Annotated in this window: 13 protein-coding genes; 4 read left to right on the top strand and 9 right to left on the bottom strand. The window is 39.3% G+C overall.

Annotation, left to right across the window (positions count from 1 at the left end; genetic code table 11):
* Positions 1–291: 291 nt before the first annotated feature.
* The 3 genes from JUB15_RS24255 to JUB15_RS24245 form a co-directional block, all read right to left on the bottom strand.
* The gene (locus JUB15_RS24255) at positions 292–1,881 is read right to left on the bottom strand and encodes an ISL3 family transposase (protein ID WP_207515244.1); all 1,590 of its coding nucleotides are present in this window, start codon (positions 1,879–1,881) and stop codon (positions 292–294) included.
* Between the two features lie 556 nt (positions 1,882–2,437).
* Positions 2,438–5,509 carry an alpha/beta hydrolase family protein gene (locus tag JUB15_RS24250; RefSeq protein WP_207515243.1) on the bottom strand — a complete coding sequence of 1,024 codons (3,072 nt, stop codon included), beginning with the start codon at positions 5,507–5,509 and terminating at the stop codon, positions 2,438–2,440.
* A gap of 434 nt (positions 5,510–5,943) precedes the next feature.
* A complete protein-coding gene (locus JUB15_RS24245) occupies positions 5,944–6,408 on the bottom strand; it encodes a transposase family protein (protein ID WP_207515242.1) in 465 nt (154 codons plus the stop codon).
* Between the two features lie 360 nt (positions 6,409–6,768).
* On the opposite strand from JUB15_RS24245, the gene istA reads away from it, so the two are divergent.
* On the top strand, positions 6,769–8,112 hold the full coding sequence (gene istA / locus JUB15_RS24240; RefSeq protein WP_207515241.1) for an IS21 family transposase: 1,344 nt from the start codon (positions 6,769–6,771) through the stop codon (positions 8,110–8,112).
* A 14-nt stretch (positions 8,113–8,126) separates the two neighbouring features.
* On the top strand, positions 8,127–8,264 hold the full coding sequence (locus tag JUB15_RS28900; RefSeq protein WP_207515240.1) for an ATP-binding protein: 138 nt from the start codon (positions 8,127–8,129) through the stop codon (positions 8,262–8,264).
* Between the two features lie 622 nt (positions 8,265–8,886).
* On the opposite strand, the gene JUB15_RS24230 is transcribed toward JUB15_RS28900, so the two are convergent.
* The 6 genes from JUB15_RS24230 to JUB15_RS24205 form a co-directional block, all read right to left on the bottom strand.
* The gene (locus JUB15_RS24230) at positions 8,887–9,558 is read right to left on the bottom strand and encodes a DUF4397 domain-containing protein (RefSeq protein WP_207515239.1); all 672 of its coding nucleotides are present in this window, start codon (positions 9,556–9,558) and stop codon (positions 8,887–8,889) included.
* A gap of 20 nt (positions 9,559–9,578) precedes the next feature.
* Positions 9,579–10,988, bottom strand: a complete 1,410-nt coding sequence (locus JUB15_RS24225; RefSeq protein WP_207515238.1) for a thioredoxin family protein — start codon at positions 10,986–10,988, stop codon at positions 9,579–9,581.
* A gap of 178 nt (positions 10,989–11,166) precedes the next feature.
* Positions 11,167–12,666, bottom strand: a complete 1,500-nt coding sequence (locus JUB15_RS24220; protein WP_207515237.1) for a RagB/SusD family nutrient uptake outer membrane protein — start codon at positions 12,664–12,666, stop codon at positions 11,167–11,169.
* A 52-nt stretch (positions 12,667–12,718) separates the two neighbouring features.
* A complete protein-coding gene (locus JUB15_RS24215) occupies positions 12,719–16,141 on the bottom strand; it encodes a SusC/RagA family TonB-linked outer membrane protein (RefSeq protein ID WP_207515236.1) in 3,423 nt (1,140 codons plus the stop codon).
* Between the two features lie 232 nt (positions 16,142–16,373).
* The gene (locus JUB15_RS24210; protein ID WP_207515235.1) at positions 16,374–17,606 is read right to left on the bottom strand and encodes a FecR domain-containing protein; all 1,233 of its coding nucleotides are present in this window, start codon (positions 17,604–17,606) and stop codon (positions 16,374–16,376) included.
* 57 nt (positions 17,607–17,663) lie between these two features.
* Positions 17,664–18,344 (bottom strand): RNA polymerase sigma factor, encoded by a 681-nt coding sequence (locus JUB15_RS24205; RefSeq protein ID WP_207515234.1) that lies wholly within the window; start codon positions 18,342–18,344, stop codon positions 17,664–17,666.
* A gap of 537 nt (positions 18,345–18,881) precedes the next feature.
* On the opposite strand from JUB15_RS24205, the gene JUB15_RS24200 reads away from it, so the two are divergent.
* Positions 18,882–20,519 carry a FecR domain-containing protein gene (locus tag JUB15_RS24200; RefSeq protein WP_207515233.1) on the top strand — a complete coding sequence of 546 codons (1,638 nt, stop codon included), beginning with the start codon at positions 18,882–18,884 and terminating at the stop codon, positions 20,517–20,519.
* A gap of 20 nt (positions 20,520–20,539) precedes the next feature.
* Positions 20,540–20,917 carry a hypothetical protein gene (locus JUB15_RS24195; protein WP_207515232.1) on the top strand — a complete coding sequence of 126 codons (378 nt, stop codon included), beginning with the start codon at positions 20,540–20,542 and terminating at the stop codon, positions 20,915–20,917.
* Positions 20,918–20,981 lie beyond the last annotated feature (64 nt).

The raw sequence follows: 20,981 nt of genomic DNA, 5'->3' as shown, positions 1-20,981 counted from the left end.
GTCCCACCTGCAGCATAAAATATATCCTGACCCTATAAAACTAAAAAGAAAAAATCCTCAAACTGTCGGATCAAATACTAGCTAGAACAGATCATAAATACGCTTAAATTGCGGCGGAGGAGCTTAATGATGAGGTTCTCCCCTTCTTTTAGTAGCACTGCTTAATCTAAAGGATACTTACTAACAAAGAATTGTGGAAGCAGAAAACATCATGAATATAAACTATCCCGGCATTTCAAGTGTAAATAACGCAGCATGGTATCCCCCTAATACGTTTATGGTGGTTCTTCGTCAAGCTTGGTGGTTTACTAATCTTTTTCTTAAAAGCTCAAAACTCGCCCTACCGTACATTTGACGCTTGAATATTTTCAACTTATTAACCAGGCCTTCTACCGGGCCATTACTCCATGGTAATTTTACGCCATTTTCGATTGCCTCGAAATCAGAAAGTAATCCTTTTGCAAATCCTTTGATTTCTTTGACGTTTGATGATATAGCATTTTTGATCCATGCATTTAACATTGAACCGTCTTTTTTCTTGAGCATGCTTTTGAATTGCCGTATGAGTTTTGCAGCCCTTTTAATTTCTTTACTCTCCGTGCATAGGGTATTAATAAACAATTTCTCTTCCTTTGATAAGCGTCGTCTATCAATATAAAAGAGATTGCTGGCTTTAGGGGGCACCCAAAATATCGTTGCCAACTGATTCGTAGTATTATTTATTTTTCCTTCGCGCAATTTTCTGACATTCTCATAGCACATTGTTGTTGATCCCTTGTACCCCATTTCTGTAATTTTCTCTAAGACTTCCTTTGTTTCAATCCTTGGATTTTCATCCAGCATTTTACTTACTGCTTCATCATAAAGGTGCATGTTGGTCATTCTAGGTGACCTCTTGGGGGGCAGAAAGTCAAATGACTTCCACTTTCTGATAGTAATCCTAGTTACGCCGGTATCCCTTGCAATTTTTTTAATACTATTACCATCCAACAACATTTGCTTCACTTGATGGAATTTTTTGGCTATCACGCCATTCTCAGATATTTCATTTTCTTTTCTCACAACGGGTTGAGGTTGAACTTCGTTATTCGCTTGATAGCTCATTCGCTGCCTGGCAGCTTTTAAACTAACAACATTTCTATCCAATGCTTTTTGCATTGCATCACCCAGGTTTTTAAGCAGGTGCCAACGGTCGGCGACATGCTTAATGGATGGAGATGCATTTTTTACACCATTGGCAAAATTAGAATACCGGTCTCGACTTACAATTTCAACACCGGGGTGTGCTTTTAGCCATCCTTCAACTGAAACAGTTTCTCTATCAGGTAACAAATCGATTATTTTTCGCTTCTCAAGATCTACGATAATTGTACCATATCGAGAGCCCTTTTTAAAAGCCCAGTCATCAATACCCAATACCTTAGGAACAGTGCTGTGTTCAAGGGGTTGCTGATGTATTAATCTAATTAAGGTCGAACTGCTGGTCGGCATATTCATTAATTGACATATTCGAACACCTCCATTTCCTCCCATTAACGAAGCAATTTTTAAAAACTTTTCATTTACTCGTTTCGTAACTGTTTTACGGGCGACTATATGCTCCGAAAACCGTTCTGCAAATACTTTTCGGATGCAATTGACATTAAGGCAATAAAACTTTCTTACATGGAGAATTAACCAGGTTTGGCTACCTGCCAGTGGCAAATCCATAATCTTTCTTGTATAATAACTGTGTAAACGGGAGCTTAATTCATTACAATTTGGACAATTACTTCCTGATTGCTTACTTCTGACATAAATTAACACCTTCCCATCTTCTTTTTCTGCATTAATCACCTCAAATATTTCCGATCGTCCAAACATCAATTCCTTATATGGCATTCCAGTCGTTTCCCGAGATTACAAACTTCCTCTTACTTAATAAAAGAGATATGTCCATTCAACACGACCACCAAACCTGACGAAGAACCACCTTGGCCGAAATTTACAATTTCAAGACATCAATCATTTCAAACAAAAGCTAAAATGACTCCAACCAATGGCATCTGTGAAAGACTGCATCGTACTATGCAGGAAAGTCACCATTAGAAAATAATCTACAGCAACCTCGACGAACTACTAGCTAATGTTGCCTTAGGCCAAACGAGTATAGTAAGCAACGTACGCACTATGATAAACACTGTTATGGAAGAACTCTTCTTCAGACATTTTTAGAAACGTTACCTTTAACGAAACAAAACCAATGCTACAAGATCTTCCACCTGCGGAATAAAACTAACCAATCCGTTTCCCTAAAAAAATCCAAAACTGTCGGAGCATATATTAGCTGGAACACATGAAACTCTTTATTAAATCCGGCTAATTCAGGAATCGACGGCACTTTTATGACAATCAGTCATAATAAATCCTGACGATCGAAACCTGTTGTGTAAGCACTCTAATCGAAGAGCCAAGCTTCAAAAGGTTTTAAGAACTTCTCAGGCTTTTTTCTGTACTTTTCGTTCCATTTATTGCACACTTTGCATTTATTCTTATTTAACCCGCAGTTTCCTGATGGATCTAGTTCATAGCCGGTTTCAATGCCTTTCACCGAAGCTAATATGCCTTTCGTCATCCACCGTGGAGCCGGAGACTCTTTAAGGTAATGATCAAAAAATTGAGTAAAACGAATAGTAAAGTCCTGTGCATTTTTGCCATAAACAGAGTGCCCTCCATTATCATACTGCAACCACCAAGTTTTTTTTTCTAACCGCCGTAATGCGATATATAATTCTCTCCCATATCTAACAGGGTCAGGATCTTTATTGTTATAAAACAATAAAAATGGAGTTGTGACCTTATCCGCCTGTAATACAGCAGTATGTTCTATCCAAGACTGCTTATTCTGCCAAATTGGGCCCAAAGCCGCACCTGCGGCATCAACTTCGTGAAACGACAGCATGCTCTCATTCCTCCCATCGTTTGATAAGGATAATGCGTCGCTTAAAACATCTCCACCGCCATGACCCGCACCCACAGACATGGCAGCAAACGAATGCGAGTGAGTAAGTAGATAATAACCAAAACGGCCCGAGTTGCTGTGACCACATGCTCCTATATGTTTTCCATCGACAAAATTCAAACTGTTTAAATATCTAGCAGCTCCATCCATGGTATTTACTGTACTGGGTCCCCAATGATCTTTTTTAAACTGAATATCAGGCATAAATACTAAATAGCCGTGGCTTACCATCCAAGCGGTTCCCCATATTAAGTTCGGTGCTTCTACATATTGAGCCTGTGGATATTGATAGCGACGATCAGACAACCATAGGTAGAAACTTACAATAACAGGGTATTTTTTTGTTGAGTCAAAATCACTAGGCTTATATAATATTCCCTGGCTGTATGAGCCATCCATACGTTTAAAATTATGCAACTCAGCCGTCAGCCAGTTATATTCGTGATGAGGTTTTAAATTAGTTAATGGTCGAAAAGTGCGAAAATCCTTCGTTAAAAAATAATTAGGTGCTAGCGTGTCTGATTCCCGCTTTATAATGTAAACTTTTGAATTTGCCGCTTTTATCGGACTCATACCTCCCATGACACCATATGTATTTAGCAATTTATCCATAAAGTAAGGGCCCATATATAATTGCTGGGGATCGCTTTCTTGCCCTATTCGCGCAGTGTAATATCCATTAAATTTCGTTTCTATATTGAATGCTTTTAATAGCAGCGTATCATCTGCAATAAAAAGTGAGGAACCAAACCTTTTTATCCAACCAGAATATTCATCCTGTAACCTGAATAATATGTTGTGCTTTCTGCCGTATCCGTTAGTAAGATTAATTGGAGACCTTCTTCCTGCAGGATCCAATTGCCAAATATCATAGTCGTCATATACGATTAGTCGGTCATTTCCGGGTAACCAGTAAACTAATTCAACCCCTTCCACTTCATCGTTGCTATTACTGAATCGGTGCATTCCAAATTGTGAGCCTGGAATACCGCTACATATATTTACATTTTCATTGGTTAATATGTTGTAACTAATATAACTGCCTTTATCTCGATCAAAATACACAAGATAACGACCATCTGGCGAAGGTTTGAGCTCATGCTGGAATATTTTTTTTGCGCATATAAATTTTCGTGCACCATCAGTAAGTGACACAAGCCATATGCTGTCCCTGTAATATTCTTTTTCCCAAAACCTATCTCCATATCTTGGCGAGTATCCGTTTGTGTGATTGTTGCCAATCAATGCAAATTCCTTTATGCAGAAATACAATTTTTCATATTTGTTATCATTCCAAACGATCTTTCCCGTTTCAACATTAATTAACGCTTGGTATTTAGCTAATTCATTCGAGCGATTTAGCTGAATTGATTGCAGCAAGGTGTCTTTATAACTCCATACATCCAATGATACAGCATTACTGTCTCTTTTTCGAACGTCGGAGATCTTCTGCAATGAAACTTGAATAGCATGTCCGTCATTTGTGAAATTGACCAAGCCTTCAACAAATACATCATTAGGAAAACCAGCTGATTTATTATTAAATTTTAAGACAACATTCCTCATCCCCTCTCTCCAATACCAGATTGAAATATCCGTTGAAACTGCCTCTCTTTGAGAAAGTTCTTTTGTTGAAAATACAACTTGGTTTCCGCTTTCATCAAGCATCCATTTATCCAATTTGATAGTTGAATCTTCAGCAGACCAAATAAGGGTATTTGCATCATTAAACATATTAATGTACCTAAGATCATAATTGCTCCGCAGTAGCATTTTCGCTCCATCTTTTGAAATTACATAATCAACCACAGATAGAAATCTTCGAGTAACTTCTTTTGAGAAGTTGTACATTAATAAAGTATCTGATGCAGCACCAGTTCTACAAACTAGCCATTGGTTTGATACGTCAAATGAAAAGGATTTAACGTTCTTAAACGTTTCCTCCTTACCTGTAAGGAGATTGAAAAATACTAGAGTATTTTCGGTGTCATTTAGTTTATAAGCAAGGTATTCATTTTTATAATCATGAGGTATTATGTAGGATAATACGTTTTTAACAATCTTTAGCTTGCCGCTGCTAGTTTCAAGAAAATTTAGCTCTTTCTCTTTATTTAAAAATATGTATTGTTTGCTATCACATGAAAAAAATCCAGGCAAAGCATCGACAAATGACTTACGCCACGCCATGCCGGTAGATTGTATGATAAGAGTGTCTAAACGTCTACTCATGTAATTTCCTATTCCATACGCAAAATAGTTCCCGTCAGGACTAAGAGAAATATCTGTATGATCTTCAACCAAACTAACCCATTTATCAATAGCATTAAAGTCAATCAGGGGCTTGCTATTGACCTGACTATATGAATGGCTCCAAACCGACCTTTCCGCTCCCCATTGGGAAACCATTGATTGGGGCATACTCTTACCGACTAACCGGTTATTGTTCTGAGCGAATATATTCGATATATATAGAAACAAAAAATTGATAAAGAAAACTATTTTTACCATAAAACATCGATATTACCTATGTGAATATTATCTTATTTGTAACTTATAATTATAGAATTAAACACAGACTTTTAGAACTGTAAATATGGAAATTTATGCGAAAGTCTACTCCACAATCTTACAAAAAAACACCTATATTCAATGTGTTTTGTAATCTACACAAATTGGTCCACCGGTTTTGTTATGGGCATTCAATCCCATCTACCAATACACCAGTTGCGTTGTAATTAAAACTACTAGCTGTATTAGACATCTGTCGTTTTATCTTTTAAGCGTGCATTTTTTTAGTCGCCGTCCCACACTGCATATTTCGGTCGCCATATACCAACCTTGCGCCCACATGCTGGTTCTTACTCACGTTTTGTGGTATGCAGATTTACTCATGGTTATAAACCAGTCGCTTTCCGTACCTCAGCCCATTTCTGTATGCCCAATCATCCAGGCCAATTATCCGTTAAGGCCTGGGCAGCTGGTATCTCCTTCTCATGTATGACCCGTATCAAGGTCGAACGACTTATGGGCATGTCCATTAAATGGCATATCTTTTCTTCACCTTTTCCTTCAAGCAGAAAAGCTATTTTCGACATCTTCTCACACACCTTGTTCGTCATCCGTTTGCGGCTCATTAAATGACTGTCAAATTTTTCAGTGAATACTTCCGTCATCCACCCGTCACTTCTGCAATAAAACTGCCTTACCCACGTTTCATTACCAAGTATTGGCAAATCAAGAATGGTTCTAAAGTAGTAGCTATGAATTCGTAAGCTCGTTTCATTACACCGTGGGCAATTGCCGCCATTTTGTATACTCTCAACATTCGCCAACAGTTTTTCTTCAGTAGTTTCAACGCCAATTACATGAAAGCTATTTGGGATATCAAACATCAGATTGTCGAACATGCCAATCGTTTGGCGCGATTACAGCCTGCTCTTTGAAGCGAAAACCGGTTATGTATTATCTACATGGCCACCTGCATATTTCGGTCGCCCCTATACCAACCTTACGCCCGCATGCTGAGACACCATTTCGGTCGTTTGCTGCACCACCCGTTTCGGTCCATGCTGAACCACAATGTGCTGATGTGTATTACGCATCCATAAAAGTGCTTTTTATTATTTAGTCAATAATTAATTTTTATCACTTTCATGTCAATCCGGCGCGTGCTGAACTACTTTTAACAACTTAAGATGAGCGATTTATTAGCCGCTTTCTGTTGAACGGCTAATAATATTTCTTAATGTCTCAAAAAGGTTATTTCTATGCTCATCATTAGAACGATGCTTCAGCTATTACAGCGCTCCGGCTCTGAACGTAGTATCGCCGCCGAGCTTAACATGTCACGTAACACTTTGCGTAAATACGATGCTGCTTTTAAAGCATGTCCGTATTCTTACAAAGAGCTTTTGGCAATGGATGACACAATGCTCAGTGAGATTGTGTATCCAGGTACCCGCCCGATGCCGGAAACAGATGCGTCAGGTAAAGATCCACGCCTGGAAGCCTTTGAAGCCTTAGGAGATCATTTTTTAAACGAGCTTAAAAGAACCGGCGTAACCAGACAACTGCTCTGGCAAAAGTACCTGGCCCAACATCCAGATGGATACAGGTATACTCAATTTTGTGAACGGCTGAGACGCTATGAACAATCAGCCGATGTATCGCTACATATTGCCTATAAACGTGGCGATACACTGATGATTGATTTCGCAGGCGATAAACTCTCTTACTTACATCTTAGCACCGGAGAGCTGATCTTTTGCCCTGTGCTTGTGCGCGTGCTACCTTTCAGCGGATACAGTTATGTTGAAGCTTTACCAAACGCTTCGCTGCCACAGCTTGTTAAAGCCCTCAACAACTGTCTGCGCTTCCTGGGCGGCGCCCCACTAAATCTGATTTTCGATAACATGCGCCAGGTTGTTACCAAAAGCTGCCGGTATGAACCCGTGTTCACGGATATGATCCTTGCATGGGCGCAACACAATAACATCGACTTAAAGACCGACAGGGTGAGGGCACCGCGCGATAAGGCACACGTTGAGAATGAAGTAAAAATCACTTATTCCCGCATCTATTCCCCTTTACGCGATAAAGTCTGTCACACCATCCATGAGCTTAACAGCACCATTCTTAGGCTTCTAAAAAGACACCATAAGCAACCCTTTCTGAAAAGAGAGCAAAATCGAATTGACCTGTTTACCTCGTCAGAACAACTGCTGTTGCAATCGCTCCCATCGCAGCCCTATGTTATGAAGTACCCAACAGAATCAAAAGTGCAACGCAACTACCATGTCATCCTCGGAGAGGACCGCCACTTCTATAGCGTACCCTATACCCTTATCGGCAAAAAGCTACACATTGTGTATGACACTGATACCGTGGCCTGTGCCCTCGGCCGTAAGGCCTGCATGAACGGATATAAAGCGTTCTACTTTTCCATGAACCGGTTTATTGAACAAATTGCCACTGTTCGGCTCGACGGTACTTATACCCGGTTCCTAAATACACTATCCAAAACTCCCTTGCTGGTCCTGGATGATTTTGGATTAGCGCAGATGGATATCAATATGCAATTGACACTTCTGCAGATCATGGAAGACCGTTAAAGAAATATCCAATTATGATCACGCCTCAATTACCTGTCAAAGAGTGGCATCCATATATTGGCGAACCAACCATTGCTGACGCCATCATGGACAGATTGACAGCTACCAACCACCGCTTTGATCTAAAAGGAGAATCTCTCCGAAAGAAATAATCCCTTATCTTCAAGCTCTCTTATCTTAAGTTCATTTAGTTGGTTTTTCCATCGCTTCACGTTGGTTCACCATCACTCCGAAACACTGGTTCAACAAGCTCCGAAATATTCAGTTGTAAATGCAACTTTCCGAGGTATTGACTAAACTGAACCAATATGGTTACAAATGTAACCTCAATAAGGCAGCATGTATGCCCTGTTAAAAACTCTATCCTACCTCAACAGCTATGTTTTACTGGCTGATCCACATGTCGATGGATTTGTACTTAGGCGGATATCATAATCCTGACCTTCCAGATACTTATTAGACAATAGAAAGCTTTTTTCCTAGCCATTCACCTTAATTTAATGTTATACATGAGCAGACAACCTGTACATGATAAAAAGAAATTATAATTTTGGACTATCATCTGTATCATGATCCGTCATTACCATGGCATCGTGAGACCGTTACATTATGGAGAAGGTCCCCACGTCACATTCAACCTATCTCTTAATTGATTATAACATACAATTTAATATCTATGTTTAAAAATGTGTTCTATTCAAATTACCCAAAAGCGAAAGTAATTTTTTCGTTTGATGAGCAGCAAAGCAACGAACCTTACTCAAATTACGTTAGTTATCGATCATTGTTAATTCTTGTAATTCCAAGTGCAGGGCTTGCCGCCACTAACCCTCTAATTACTAAAGTCACACTTGAATAACGAGGAGTGGATAATATATAAGACATTAGCAATGAACTGTCTACTGAATTTCGTACTTGGAATGTATAACTTCCATTAGTTGCTCTTGCGGGATATACTTTAAAATCAGAAGATTGTTTATAGGTTAAATTACTTACTTCACTAATAGTTGGTGACGTGGATAATGTAATGTTTAAGGCTGAGCTATTAGGAGATAAATTCATGAAACGAATACCACAAACACTGTCCGTAAAATAAGGAATGTTACTCTCTTTGATCAAGATACTCTCAACAGCAGTCGAGTAACCACACAGATACAACGAATAAGCATCGCGGTCACTAATTTCAAACTTTGAAAGATTATAATATGGATGTGATGAATCTCCTAAAGGCCAAACATATAGGCCTAAATTATTAGATGAAATAGCAAGTGATGAGTTTCCATTGTTGGGAATTTCTATCGCATTATTTCCCACTCTTACTGAATTACCACTTACAATTGCATTTACAACCATTAAAGAAGCAACTGGCGGATTTGTTCTTGAACTCTTTTTACAGGAAAAGCTCCCCCACCCTAGTAAAAAGACTACATAAAATATTTTCTTCATTGTTTCGTTCATTTAGTAATCTATTTATTTGCATCACGAATTGATACATCACCCCACAAAGCACCTTCGTTTAGATAAGTCGGTTGATTCTTTCTCATCTGTTCAAGAGCTAACCGTTTCGATTGATCTGCGTTTGCTATTTGAACTGATTTTTCTTGCCAAAAAATAGCCGCTTCCTGTTTTCCCGCTTTATACAATAAGTTAGCATAAGAATCCAACAAATTTGCATACCTTGGAGCAAGTTGTATGGCCTTCTTTCCCCATGGAAGGACTTTGTTCATTAATTTTTTATCCGTTACATTTAGAAATACGTCCCAAACAAAATTATTTATACTTACTATTTCCTTGTTATAATCAAAGGTGTACTTTTTCAATTTTACAGTATAATACTTAATACTTGCCTTATAATTTCTATGTCGTAGATACCACTGCACCTTCGCGGCAACCAAATTTCTCCTGACAACACCTGCTTCATACCTTTTGCTAAGCATTCTTCTTAGCATTTTCCAGTCAGCTTCACTATAATCGTGTTTTAGTCTCGTTGCCCCAGGGCCTCCAAGCATCATACCGACCATTTGAATACCTGAACCTTTAGCTTGCGTCTCAAGAAATGAGTATATAATTTCATTCCAAATTGTTGCATCAACCACTCTAGCAGCATAACCTTTTTCTTTCATAACCTCATCAATTCTTTTGCCGTTTTCGTAAAAGAACTTGAAGCGCCGACTTCCGCTTTTTAACAAAAATCCCGCCCATAATTGTATATTATCTTTGCTAAATAGTTCTTCCGGTTTTCTATCCATTATGTATTCTGTATGTTCATTCATTAATTTTCTTCCAAAAGAAGTATCGTGTCGCTTATAAGCAAGGTTTATCATAAACGGAAACCGCTCATATTTTTTTATACCATTTTGGTAGTCTTCTTTTAACTTTTCATAGTACGTATACGGATCGTGATACATTTGCCCAGGAACAAGAGCGGCTTTTACTTTAGCAATGAAATCTTCCTTTCTCATTGCTCCGATCTCTTTAGATACTATCATACCATCAGGAGAAATAAAAATAAATGTAGGGTACGCTTCTACGGAATATTGTTCTCTAATCAAGGCCGCGTTATTATACCATTTTTGCACATGCTCGTTGTCCTTTTGGGTTCTGTCCATCTGAACTTTTAATGAGATATATTTTTCATTGACAATATCACCGACTTCTTTATCAGCGAATACTTGTTGATCCATAGTCTTGCATGGACCGCACCATGTAGCAAAGCAATCGATGAATATATATTTCCCTTCTTCCTTTGCCTTAGCTTTTAGCTGCTCCAAATTTAATCCAGTTGTCCATTTGATACCTTTATAAGTCGTATCAGTTTGAGCGAATACAAGTAACGGGAAGCAAAACTGTATAAAGTACAGGAATATATTTTTCATATCTTCATTATTTTTATCTTTATCATTTCCAATTCTAAGCAATATCAAATAAAATAAAAGTCCTTATCGATTTGGCGTGATATATAAAACAATCAAGCCAATGAGCTTAAATTGCAATACTGTTAACGTGAATTCAGAGATGACACGCTTGTAAATATTTTAAAGTTGGCATGCGCACTTAATAGCCAGGATTCTGCGTTAGGTTAGGTGCTTTTTGCAATTCACTTTCTGGAATGGGATATAATTGCTGATAAGATTCCCAGATTGTTGAGCCGCCTGACTTCAGAGGAGTAACGGAAGTCATCACTGAATCAACATCTCCGGTCCGTTTGAGATCAAACCAGCGATGAGCACCTTCGGTAAACAATTCATGTTGCCGCTCAATCATGATAGCAGTTAATAAGGAGACTCTGTCGAATGCACTTGTATTACTTAATCCAGCTCTATTTCTTATAGCATTTAAGTCTGTTTGAGCGCCGCCAATATTATTAAGTTGCGTTCTTGCTTCCGCTCTTATTAAGTACTGCTCTCCAAGGCGAAGCATCATAAAATATTCTGTCATTCCACTAGCATCTGTTACTCCAGGAGAGTTACTTACTTTGTATTTGTAAGGATAAAAATAGGATGTTCCTGACACTGTTACAGAGTTAATCCAATTACCATTAACAACCCTTTCATCATCATCTTCAAAACTGGACAACAAAGCATCACTTAAATAAACAGGGTTGTTATAGATATTAGAACCGCTAGCAGGAAGAATAAGAGTTTGCGCCTCCGTTGTATTAAAATCAATCGAAGTCGGTTGTAATTGCCATATAGCTTCTCTACTATTTTTTAAGAAAACGTTATTTAACGATGGTAAAGGTCCGAATAAACTTATGTAATTTATTATTTGCGTTGCCTTTGCTTCTGCATTCTCCCAATCTTCAATATAGAGATAAACTCTAGCTAATAGTGCAATTGCCGCCCATTTAGTTGGCCTCACTCTCTCAATTGTAACTGAAGATAGATCGCCATTTAAATAATCATTACTTAAATTTTCCTCAGCAGATTGAAGATCTGCGATAATTTGCTGGTAGACCAGGTCTTTGGATGATCTGGCCAGTGAGGTATTCACTTGCGGATCAGTCACTAGACATAGTGGTATTTCCCCAAACATGTTTACAAGATTAAAGTAAAAATAAGCCCTGAGCATTTGCGCTTCCCCAAGTAATTGCCTTTTAACATTCACCGTTAGTGCATTCGACTTTTCCGATGTGAAAGCTTCAATTGCCGCATTGCATTTAAATACATAATTATATAATGGGGCCCATTTATCAGAGCCGGTCCTCAAAGTTCCTGACAATGCATTCTCATAATAATGAACAAATTCAATACCAGTAACTCCGCTAAAAAGCGTGTATTCATCCGCCGAAATTCCAGTCAACAAAGATATACTTCTAGCTCCCTGGATTGGATTACTATGTTCAACTGAATTCATTCCAATATATAGGTTATTAATCGTTGCAATAGCCGTAGCATCCGTTGAAAAAACATTTGCTTCTGTAATGTTAGAAGTAGGAGGTGGCGTTTCAACTAACTTTTTACAAGAAGAAGATATAAGTATTACAGCTAAATAAAACCATATTTCTATGTTGCAGTTATCTTTACCTTTTAGATTTATAATTTCTTTACTCATAATGTTTATTTTTTAGAAGACCATTATGTGGGATTCGTACATACTCAGATGTTTAAAATGCTATCTGTGCTCCAAAAGTCCACATTTGAAGTGGCGGCAAAGAGCCGATATTCATGGTTTCTGGGTCAAGACCGCTATAGTTAGTGATAGTAGCTAAATTTTCACCCCTAAAATAAATTTGAGCTCTGTTTAAATGGGTCCTCTTCAATAAGGTAGCTGGTAATTGCCAGCTGATTGAAACATTCTTAAGCCGGATATAAGAAGCGTCATAATTATACCAAATATCACTGTTATAGATATTGCTCATACTGAAGTTCGCCGTAAAGAATCGCGCAATTGGACCTGCATCTCCTGGTTTTTGCCAACGATCAAGTACAGTAACTGGTTGATTACTGCTCCCTCGAAAAAATCTACCGGGGTAATTGGTTCCATTATAAAAAAATAAATCTTTATTACCTATTTTTCGTACTATTTGGAAAAGTATGTCTAATTGAAAACCTTTATAATTAATACTATTCGACAAGCCACCATAATATTTTGGTAAAGTTGAGATCAATACATTACGGTCATTATTGATGTCCGGTGATATTGTAGGGTTCCCATTAATATCAAAAGCCAAGTATCGGCCATTAACAGGATCAATACCGGCATATTTGAATGCTTTAACAACCCCAATTGGTTGCCCAACAATGATACCTTGATCGCCAGAGGCATAAGATGTTGATTCGATCCCAGGAAAACTGAGCACCTTATTTCGTGGCACCGTTAGGTTCATATTAATATTCCAGCTAAAGTTCTTTGCTTTAACAATCGCTCCATTCAGTACAATTTCCAAACTGGTATTCTCAATCTTAGCTGGTAGATTCTTGGTTATGGTTGAAAAACCAGTTAGGTCTGGCAGAACGTATGCAATTAATTGGTTGGAAGACCGGTTCCTGGCATAGGTGGCTCCTAGAATCAGACGATCGGAAAAAAAGGCCAAGTCAATGCCACCCTGCAATTTTCTCGTTTCTTCCCACTGCAAGTAGGGATTTGGGATCCCAGCAGGATTCAAACCATAGTTGCCTTGGTATAATATAGTCGGATGATTTATATCATATATACTCAAGTAGCTAAAGGAGGCAATCTGGTCATTACCTGTAATACCATAGCTGGACCGTAGCTTGCCAAAACTTATGAACGGCAAATATTGTCTTATCCATTTTTCTTCACTAAATATCCATCCAGCACCTATACTCCAAAAATTGTAAAATTTGTTTGCATTTCCGAATTTATTACTGCCATCACGACGGCCTGTCAGATTGATCAAGTATTTGTTATTCCAATTATACGTTAACCTACCAAACAGAGCATTGAACCGGTTAATTTCAGAGGAGGATACCCATATGGAAGTAGTTGTAGCAAACACTAGTGACTTCATTAACATATCCGATGCAAATCCACTACCATTCACTGTCAAGCTTTGAGAAGTACTCTTTTGGATTGTGGTTCCTAGTAATCCTTCAATTTTTCCTTTTCCAATGTTGCCAATATAAGAAAGTTGAGGCTCTATTATCCAAGACCCCATACTTCTGTTTCCAAAAGACACATTGCGAGTAGAATTATTCCTATTTTCAGGCCTCTCGGATTCCAATCTAGTAGGGAAATATAAATCTGATCTCAAATCGGTATATCCAACGCTACTGCTAAATTGCAACCCTGGAATTAACTTATAACTAAGTATAGCATTTGCTACCAAGTTCTTGGTAACATTACTAAAGTCCTGATTCACAGAAGAGGCTAAAGGATTTATCCAACTAGAATTACCGGATTGGTCGGGTGCCCAATTTAGTGTTCCGTTATCATTGTAGATAGCCGGTGCATTAGGCTCCATTTTAATAGCAAGGTTGGTCAGGTCTTCCCCACCTAAATGATTTTGATCGTACATATAGCTTCCTGTCAGTTGCAGACGGAATCGTTGATTATTAGAAGTACCATTAATATTAAAATGAGCATTACCTATCTTATTTTCAAAATCACCGGGAAAAACAGTAGTACGGCGGTTATATGTTCCCCCTATCAAATACTGCCAATTAGCAGTACCCCCGGAAACTCCTGCATTTATATTCGTGTAGTGTGCCGTACCTCCAATTAATTCCTTTTGCCAATCAGTATAACGGGTAGTATCCCATAATTTCAAGTCATAATTATTACTATTAACTGCTTGGCTTGCCAAAACAACACCAGCATTTCTGTATGCCTCGTAACGCATATCTAAATATTGTCGAGTATTCATCATATCTACGAAACGGTTAACCTTACCCCATCCTTGTTGCAAGTTAAAGTTGATAACGCTTCGGCCTGCCTTTCCCTTTTTTGTTGTAATTAAAATAGCGCCGTTAGCAGCCCGGCTCCCGTAGATAGCGGTCGCATCAGCATCTTTTAATACATCAATAGATTCAATATCAGCAGGGTTAATGTAATTTAACGGGCTTCCGTTTTGTACAATTCCTTCTAAATATGTTTGCGTTAAAGATGTTGGGTATGGGACACCATCTACAACTACAAAGGGGTCTACACCACTTTGAATACTATTTATTCCCTGTATTCGTGCTCGCACATTGGCGCCATTTATACCTGATAATTGTGTGATTTCTATTCCCGGAATAGTTCCTTGCAAGGCTAGTAACGGATTCTGTACTGGTCGTTTTTCTATTTCAGCTGCTTTAATCGTAGAAATATTACCGGTCGAAAATCGGCGAGAAGTTGTACCATAGCCGATTACAACGGTCTCGTCAAGAACAGATAATTTTTTAGTCAGGGCAATTGTAAAAAAACTTCTATCCTTTACAATTACCGTATGAACGTCAAATCCCACAAAAGAAATTTCCAACACTGCATTGTCAGCAACATTTTTTAAAACAAAGTTTCCATTATTATCTGTGGTGACCCCAATACTCGTCCCACGAACTTTTACGTTAGCACCAGGCAACGGCCTTCCTTCACCGTCAGTCACTTTACCACTTACATCAATGGGATCTCCTGCAACCTTAACTACCTTGTCCATCACCACCGGCTTCGCCTTTATAATAATCAAATTATCCTCCGCCTTGATCCTATACTCCAACCCCTGGCCCTGCAAGGCGATGTCCAGGACTTCGTTCACCGGTGCATTGGTTACCCGCACCGTGACCTTCGAGGTGTTCTTTAAAATATGGGAAGTATACAGGAAACTATAGCCTGTTTGCTTGCGGATCTCAGCAAAGATCTTCTCCAGGTGCGCTTCGCGGGCCGACAAAGTAACTCTTTGCCCATAACCTGTAGCGTGCACATGCAGGCATGCTGCTAAAATGAATAATGCGGTTAATTTCATAATCCTCATTGCCTTTTGAACCATTGACGAGCCGGGATCAACGGCCGCTAAGTGTAGTTTTGGTAACCTGGCTTTGTTCCCCCGGAAAAGCAAAAGCAGGCTTTTGCAAACAAAAATTTGCATACATTTGAATTAGATTGTTAACTAATAAAGAGACCCCTGCGGTTTCAACAGTTAGCTACAGCCGGCAGTGTGACAGCACTACCGGCTTTTTCTTTCCTGGTTATAGAAAGAAAGGTTGAAAAGGTCAACGTTAATGGTTATTGATCCTGAATAGAAGCTTGCCGGAGATGACGCCAGCAGCCACTCATAAGCATAGCATGAAGAATAGAATAATGCTTTCTGGTTAATATCTTTATTGGGATAGTATCACCCTTTTATCCTTAATTGTATAATGTAAGGCGCCTGCCTCCTGCAGCAATTCCAACACCTTTGAGGCATTGTTATACCGGCTGATTGCGCCATTAAAAGCCAGCTGCTTTACCGCCTCACTCCCATATTCGGTCTTCTGAAGATCATACCACCGCTCCATCTGGCGCATGATCACCTGGATATTGGTATTATTAAAAACGAACTTCCCCTCCTTCCACGCCATCACCTGCTGCACATCCACATCATCTACCACATTTATGTTCTTTTCACTCACCACCGCCTGCTGCCCCGGCTTTATCGTTCTTTCTGTTTTATCCTGCTGCACCCGCACACTACCCTCTAACAACGTCACCTTAATGTTCTCTTCATTGTCATACGTATTTACATTAAACCTGGTGCCCAACACAACCACATTCATATTGCCTTTACTGACAATGAAGGATCTGCTTTGCCCTCCCCCACCCGGGGAGTTGGAGGGGGCCGTTTTCACCTCGAAATACACTTCACCGGTGATCTCTACCTTCCGGTCACCTTCAATAAACGCCACCGGGTACCTGATCGAGGATTCTGCATTCAACCAAACCTTACTGCCATCTGCCAGTTGCAAATACACTACATCACTCCCTTTTGGCACTGTTACCTTGTTATATAAGAGTTTTTGAGCATTTCCATTTTTTCCGGCAGCATAACTCAATGCTCCATTCGCCTGCCGCTGCACCTGGGTAGTGCCTTCGGTAGCTAATAAGCCAACGCTCAACGTATCTAATGAAATGGTTTGTCCGTTATCTAACGTAAGATAGGCATGCCGGGTAGTGGGCTTCACATCCTGCTGCACCGCCTTTACCACCACCGGTATAGCGGCCGGTTTATGGCCCCGCTGCAGATAGAATATAGTAATGAATACAATCAACAATACGGCCACCGCTGCTGCTACATACCGCCATCGCATTTGAACGATCCTGGCCGGCGTTGTAACCGGCCGCTGCCAGCCCATCGCTTTCATTTTCTCCCAGGCTTCGGGCAGATCAACCTGTTTCTCTTCGCCATATCGTTGTATGTCGGCCATTAACGCCGGTTCTTCATTCAGATCGGCAAAGAACTGCCGGTTCTTTTCATTGTCGTTTAACCAGGCTTCCAATTCAGCCGCTTCAGTAGCTGTCAGCTCCTGGCGAAAATACCTGATCAATAACCCGCTTATGTTGTCGTAATGATCCACGCAGTTAATGGTTTGATGAGTAGGTGGCGGTAACAATTTAATAACACTTACATCATATTAAAACAACAGTAATATTTGAATCTCTAAAAATTTAGTAACTAAATTTTTTAATAAATTTTCAGTGCAGCATTCTGCAACAACAAACAGGTATACTTTCATAAAAGTCAGCGACAACAACAGCCAGATAATGGCCTTCGTTCTGCCCGACAACTTCAACCGTAAAATATTCAACGCGCGCATCTTTTGATTGTAGATCGTACTTACAGAAATGTGCAGCATATCTGCTATTTCCAAAGGCGTTCGCTCTTCAAAATAAATGAGCTTGAAAATGCGGCGGCATTCGCCGGGCAGCTCTTCAATGGCCTTGTGTAAAGCGGCAATAACGGGGGGCCTAATAGCAAATTCATACTCGAGGAAAGTATCGTCTTCCATGCGCGCCGCAAAACGGTGCAGCTGCTGTTTATCCCGCTGCCGCGATTTTAAATAATTCAAACTGGCATTACGGGCACTAATGTAAAGGAAGGCTTTTATGTTGATCTCGGAGTGGAAAGCAGCACAACGGCTGTACAATGATTGGAAAGTTCTGAGTGAAATATCCTCCGCCTCTTCCCGGCTTCCGGTTAATTTGGCAACGAACAGCATTAACCCCGGGTAATAATGGTCGAAGACCATTTTAAACGTTTTCTCATCGCCCCGTTGAAAATCGCCAATCGTTTGGCTGTTAAGGATTTCATTCACTGGCAAAACGATTTCGTTATGCTGCAATCTGGTGCAGCAGCTACTAATTAGTTTCGGTCGTAAAATATGCAGTAAGAAAGAATAAGGAGTTGGGTAGAAGATACAGGTTTGCCTTCTACAATTTATATAAAAAAAAGGAACGTTTATAATTTTCCAGCTTCCAATTTCAGATAAACTAAAACGAATTTGATCTCGTGTAAGATTTTCGAATACATGCTGAACTTGTGGGTTTTAATTTGCAATCTGAATAACACCGGGAATGCTGTTGGAAGGCTATTTTAGGTAGTAGTTTTTAAAGGTTGTGCAATATTACAGCATTGCTCTATACAGCCAACCGCCTTATTTAAAAATTGACCAAAGCTATTTTATTATAAAATTTAATGTAGAACTTTTAGTAGAATAATCAAATGATGTGTTACGATAACAAAGAGATCTTTAATGAAAAACAGTCCATTTTTGGCAGCAAAAGAACCAAAAAAGTTTACCTTGTCAACGCTTTCAAGGTGCTTAACCAAATCATGTTAACATATGCGAATTGTGAACAAAGTTTACTCTTTCGATGAAAGTAAGAACCAAACTTTTGTAAATGCATACAACAATTTTTATCCACAGATCAAGTACTTTTCCTGGCACTTTTTAAAAGATAAGGACGCAGCTGAAACGGTTACGCAGAACGCATTTCTGAGATTAGGGACCAGCAAGCAGCTTCATAACAGTAAACAGAAAGTCAAGAAATACCTATATACCATCACCTGGAGTGCCTGTTACGAGCAGCTTTACAATAATCATCCAAAACAAACAAGGCTTAAAAACCTGGAGCGGGAGCATTCGACAGAAAATCTACATACGCATTTGATCCAGGAAGAAGCGGCAACTTTTAATGAGCTGCTAAATATTTTGCGACTTCACGATTGCCCGTATGAGAACAGCATGTTAGATAAGAAAAGTATTTCTTCCCTTTTAGTCAATTATGTAAGCAGGCTAGCCACCGATGATGATATCATCATGCTTGAAGAGTGGGCCTCTTTGTCGGTTGAGAACAGGAACTTGCTCAATCGTTTCAATAACTTCAATTTCATTATCACGCGACTTGGACGGATGGAACAAATATATAAGGATGCAAACGTCAACGATTGTTTACAGCGGCTAAATAATTATCTGAAAGCCAAAGAGGTAAAAGCGAAGCGCATATTATTAAATACTTCTGCCGCCGCTATTCTTATACTATTTTTCCTAGCTCACTGGTTATATAACCATCGCTTTAGTGATGTAAAACCTAAACAATCAGTTGCCAAAATAATCGCATCGACCAACAGTTTAACGGTTCGCAATCCATCAAATCCTACATCCTCTTCTCTGAACGGTACATTAAATAACAACAATTGTTCACAAAAAAAAGGCGGGCAAAGAAACGCTATCAATAGGCTCCCTGGACACGTCGCCCAGCTATTGGTAAAAGAAGAAGACCTGGAACAACCGGACGCACAGTTTACTCTCCGGGAATCTCCGTACGCCTGGCCCGTTACTGGCCCCCGATTAAAAAAGCACCAAATTATAACTAAGGATAAAACTGTTTTACATAACTTACTGCCTGACGGAAGTTCCTTTACATTAAATGCTGAATCACAAATAGTATATCCGGATCGATTTGACAGCTTGATACGAAAGACGATGATCAACGGAGAAGCATATTTCAGCATTATTCAAAACGCTGCCCTACCCTTCCTTGTTGCAGCCAATGGCGTTCATATTGAAGCTAATGGCGGCACCTTTAATGTTCGGTCATATCTTAATGAAAAACAAACAGTAGTCTCTGTGCTTACTGCCGATAGCCTGACTGTATCGGCCGGCCCATATCAAACTATGCTACGAGAAGGAGAAACGGCTATCATAAAAAAAGGACCTCCTATAGAAGTGTATAAAACGATCAATGCTCAAAAGATAGTCGCCTACAAAGATCTGATTTTTAATTTCGATAATGACAACTTAAACGAGGTGGCTTGGGAAATCGCCCGCTGGTACAGCCTTACACTGGTAATTAAGGATACTACGAATACGCTGGTCACCTTCCAGGGATCGCGGACAATGAAGGTTGCAGACGTCATTAAAAACCTGGTTGCTTCCGACGGCCAATGCCATGCAACTCTGAAAGGCACGGAGTTGATTATCCATTAATATAAGCTCAACCCCTATACATGAGATTCCGAGATAAACCGGTTATAATTCTTGTAACAGTTTTATTGTTGTTCAAACTAATGCATGCTCAAATCAATGAGAAGGCAGTAGCGGGAACGACTGGTAGGATCATCAACCAGTACGGTGAACCGGCTATAGATGTTACAGTCGTAAACCTGAGTACTTATTTTTCCACATCTACTAACTCGAAAGGTATTTTTTATTTTAGAGTGCTTAAACCAAAGACTTACTTAAAACTCTATGGTGTAAATATAAAAACCGATACTTTTTTTGTATACCGCATACAGGATATTGTTATTCAAGTAGAGGAGAAGCTAGGCCACAGTCATCAAACTGTAGCTGCACCCCTTAAAACAGCTTATAGGCAATTGCGGTAAAAATAAATGTTCCGGTTATAGCTTGTACACTTTCCAATCCACTGCTGCTTTGTTAAATTGCATG

The organism is Longitalea luteola, assembly GCF_017356035.1.
Taxonomy (GTDB): Bacteria; Bacteroidota; Bacteroidia; order Chitinophagales; family Chitinophagaceae; genus Niastella; species Niastella luteola.
This window is presented reverse-complemented; position numbering and strand designations above follow the sequence as displayed.

Coding starts and splice junctions, on each gene's coding strand:
- istA (WP_207515241.1), top strand. CDS start 6,769: ATGCTCATCATTAGAACGATGCTTCAGCTATTACAGCGCTCCGGCTCT.
- JUB15_RS28900 (WP_207515240.1), top strand. CDS start 8,127: ATGATCACGCCTCAATTACCTGTCAAAGAGTGGCATCCATATATTGGC.
- JUB15_RS24245 (WP_207515242.1), bottom strand. CDS start 6,408: ATGTTCGACAATCTGATGTTTGATATCCCAAATAGCTTTCATGTAATT.
- JUB15_RS24195 (WP_207515232.1), top strand. CDS start 20,540: ATGAGATTCCGAGATAAACCGGTTATAATTCTTGTAACAGTTTTATTG.
- JUB15_RS24215 (WP_207515236.1), bottom strand. CDS start 16,141: ATGCAAATTTTTGTTTGCAAAAGCCTGCTTTTGCTTTTCCGGGGGAAC.
- JUB15_RS24220 (WP_207515237.1), bottom strand. CDS start 12,666: ATGAGTAAAGAAATTATAAATCTAAAAGGTAAAGATAACTGCAACATA.
- JUB15_RS24230 (WP_207515239.1), bottom strand. CDS start 9,558: ATGAAGAAAATATTTTATGTAGTCTTTTTACTAGGGTGGGGGAGCTTT.
- JUB15_RS24255 (WP_207515244.1), bottom strand. CDS start 1,881: ATGCCATATAAGGAATTGATGTTTGGACGATCGGAAATATTTGAGGTG.
- JUB15_RS24225 (WP_207515238.1), bottom strand. CDS start 10,988: ATGAAAAATATATTCCTGTACTTTATACAGTTTTGCTTCCCGTTACTT.
- JUB15_RS24250 (WP_207515243.1), bottom strand. CDS start 5,509: ATGGTAAAAATAGTTTTCTTTATCAATTTTTTGTTTCTATATATATCG.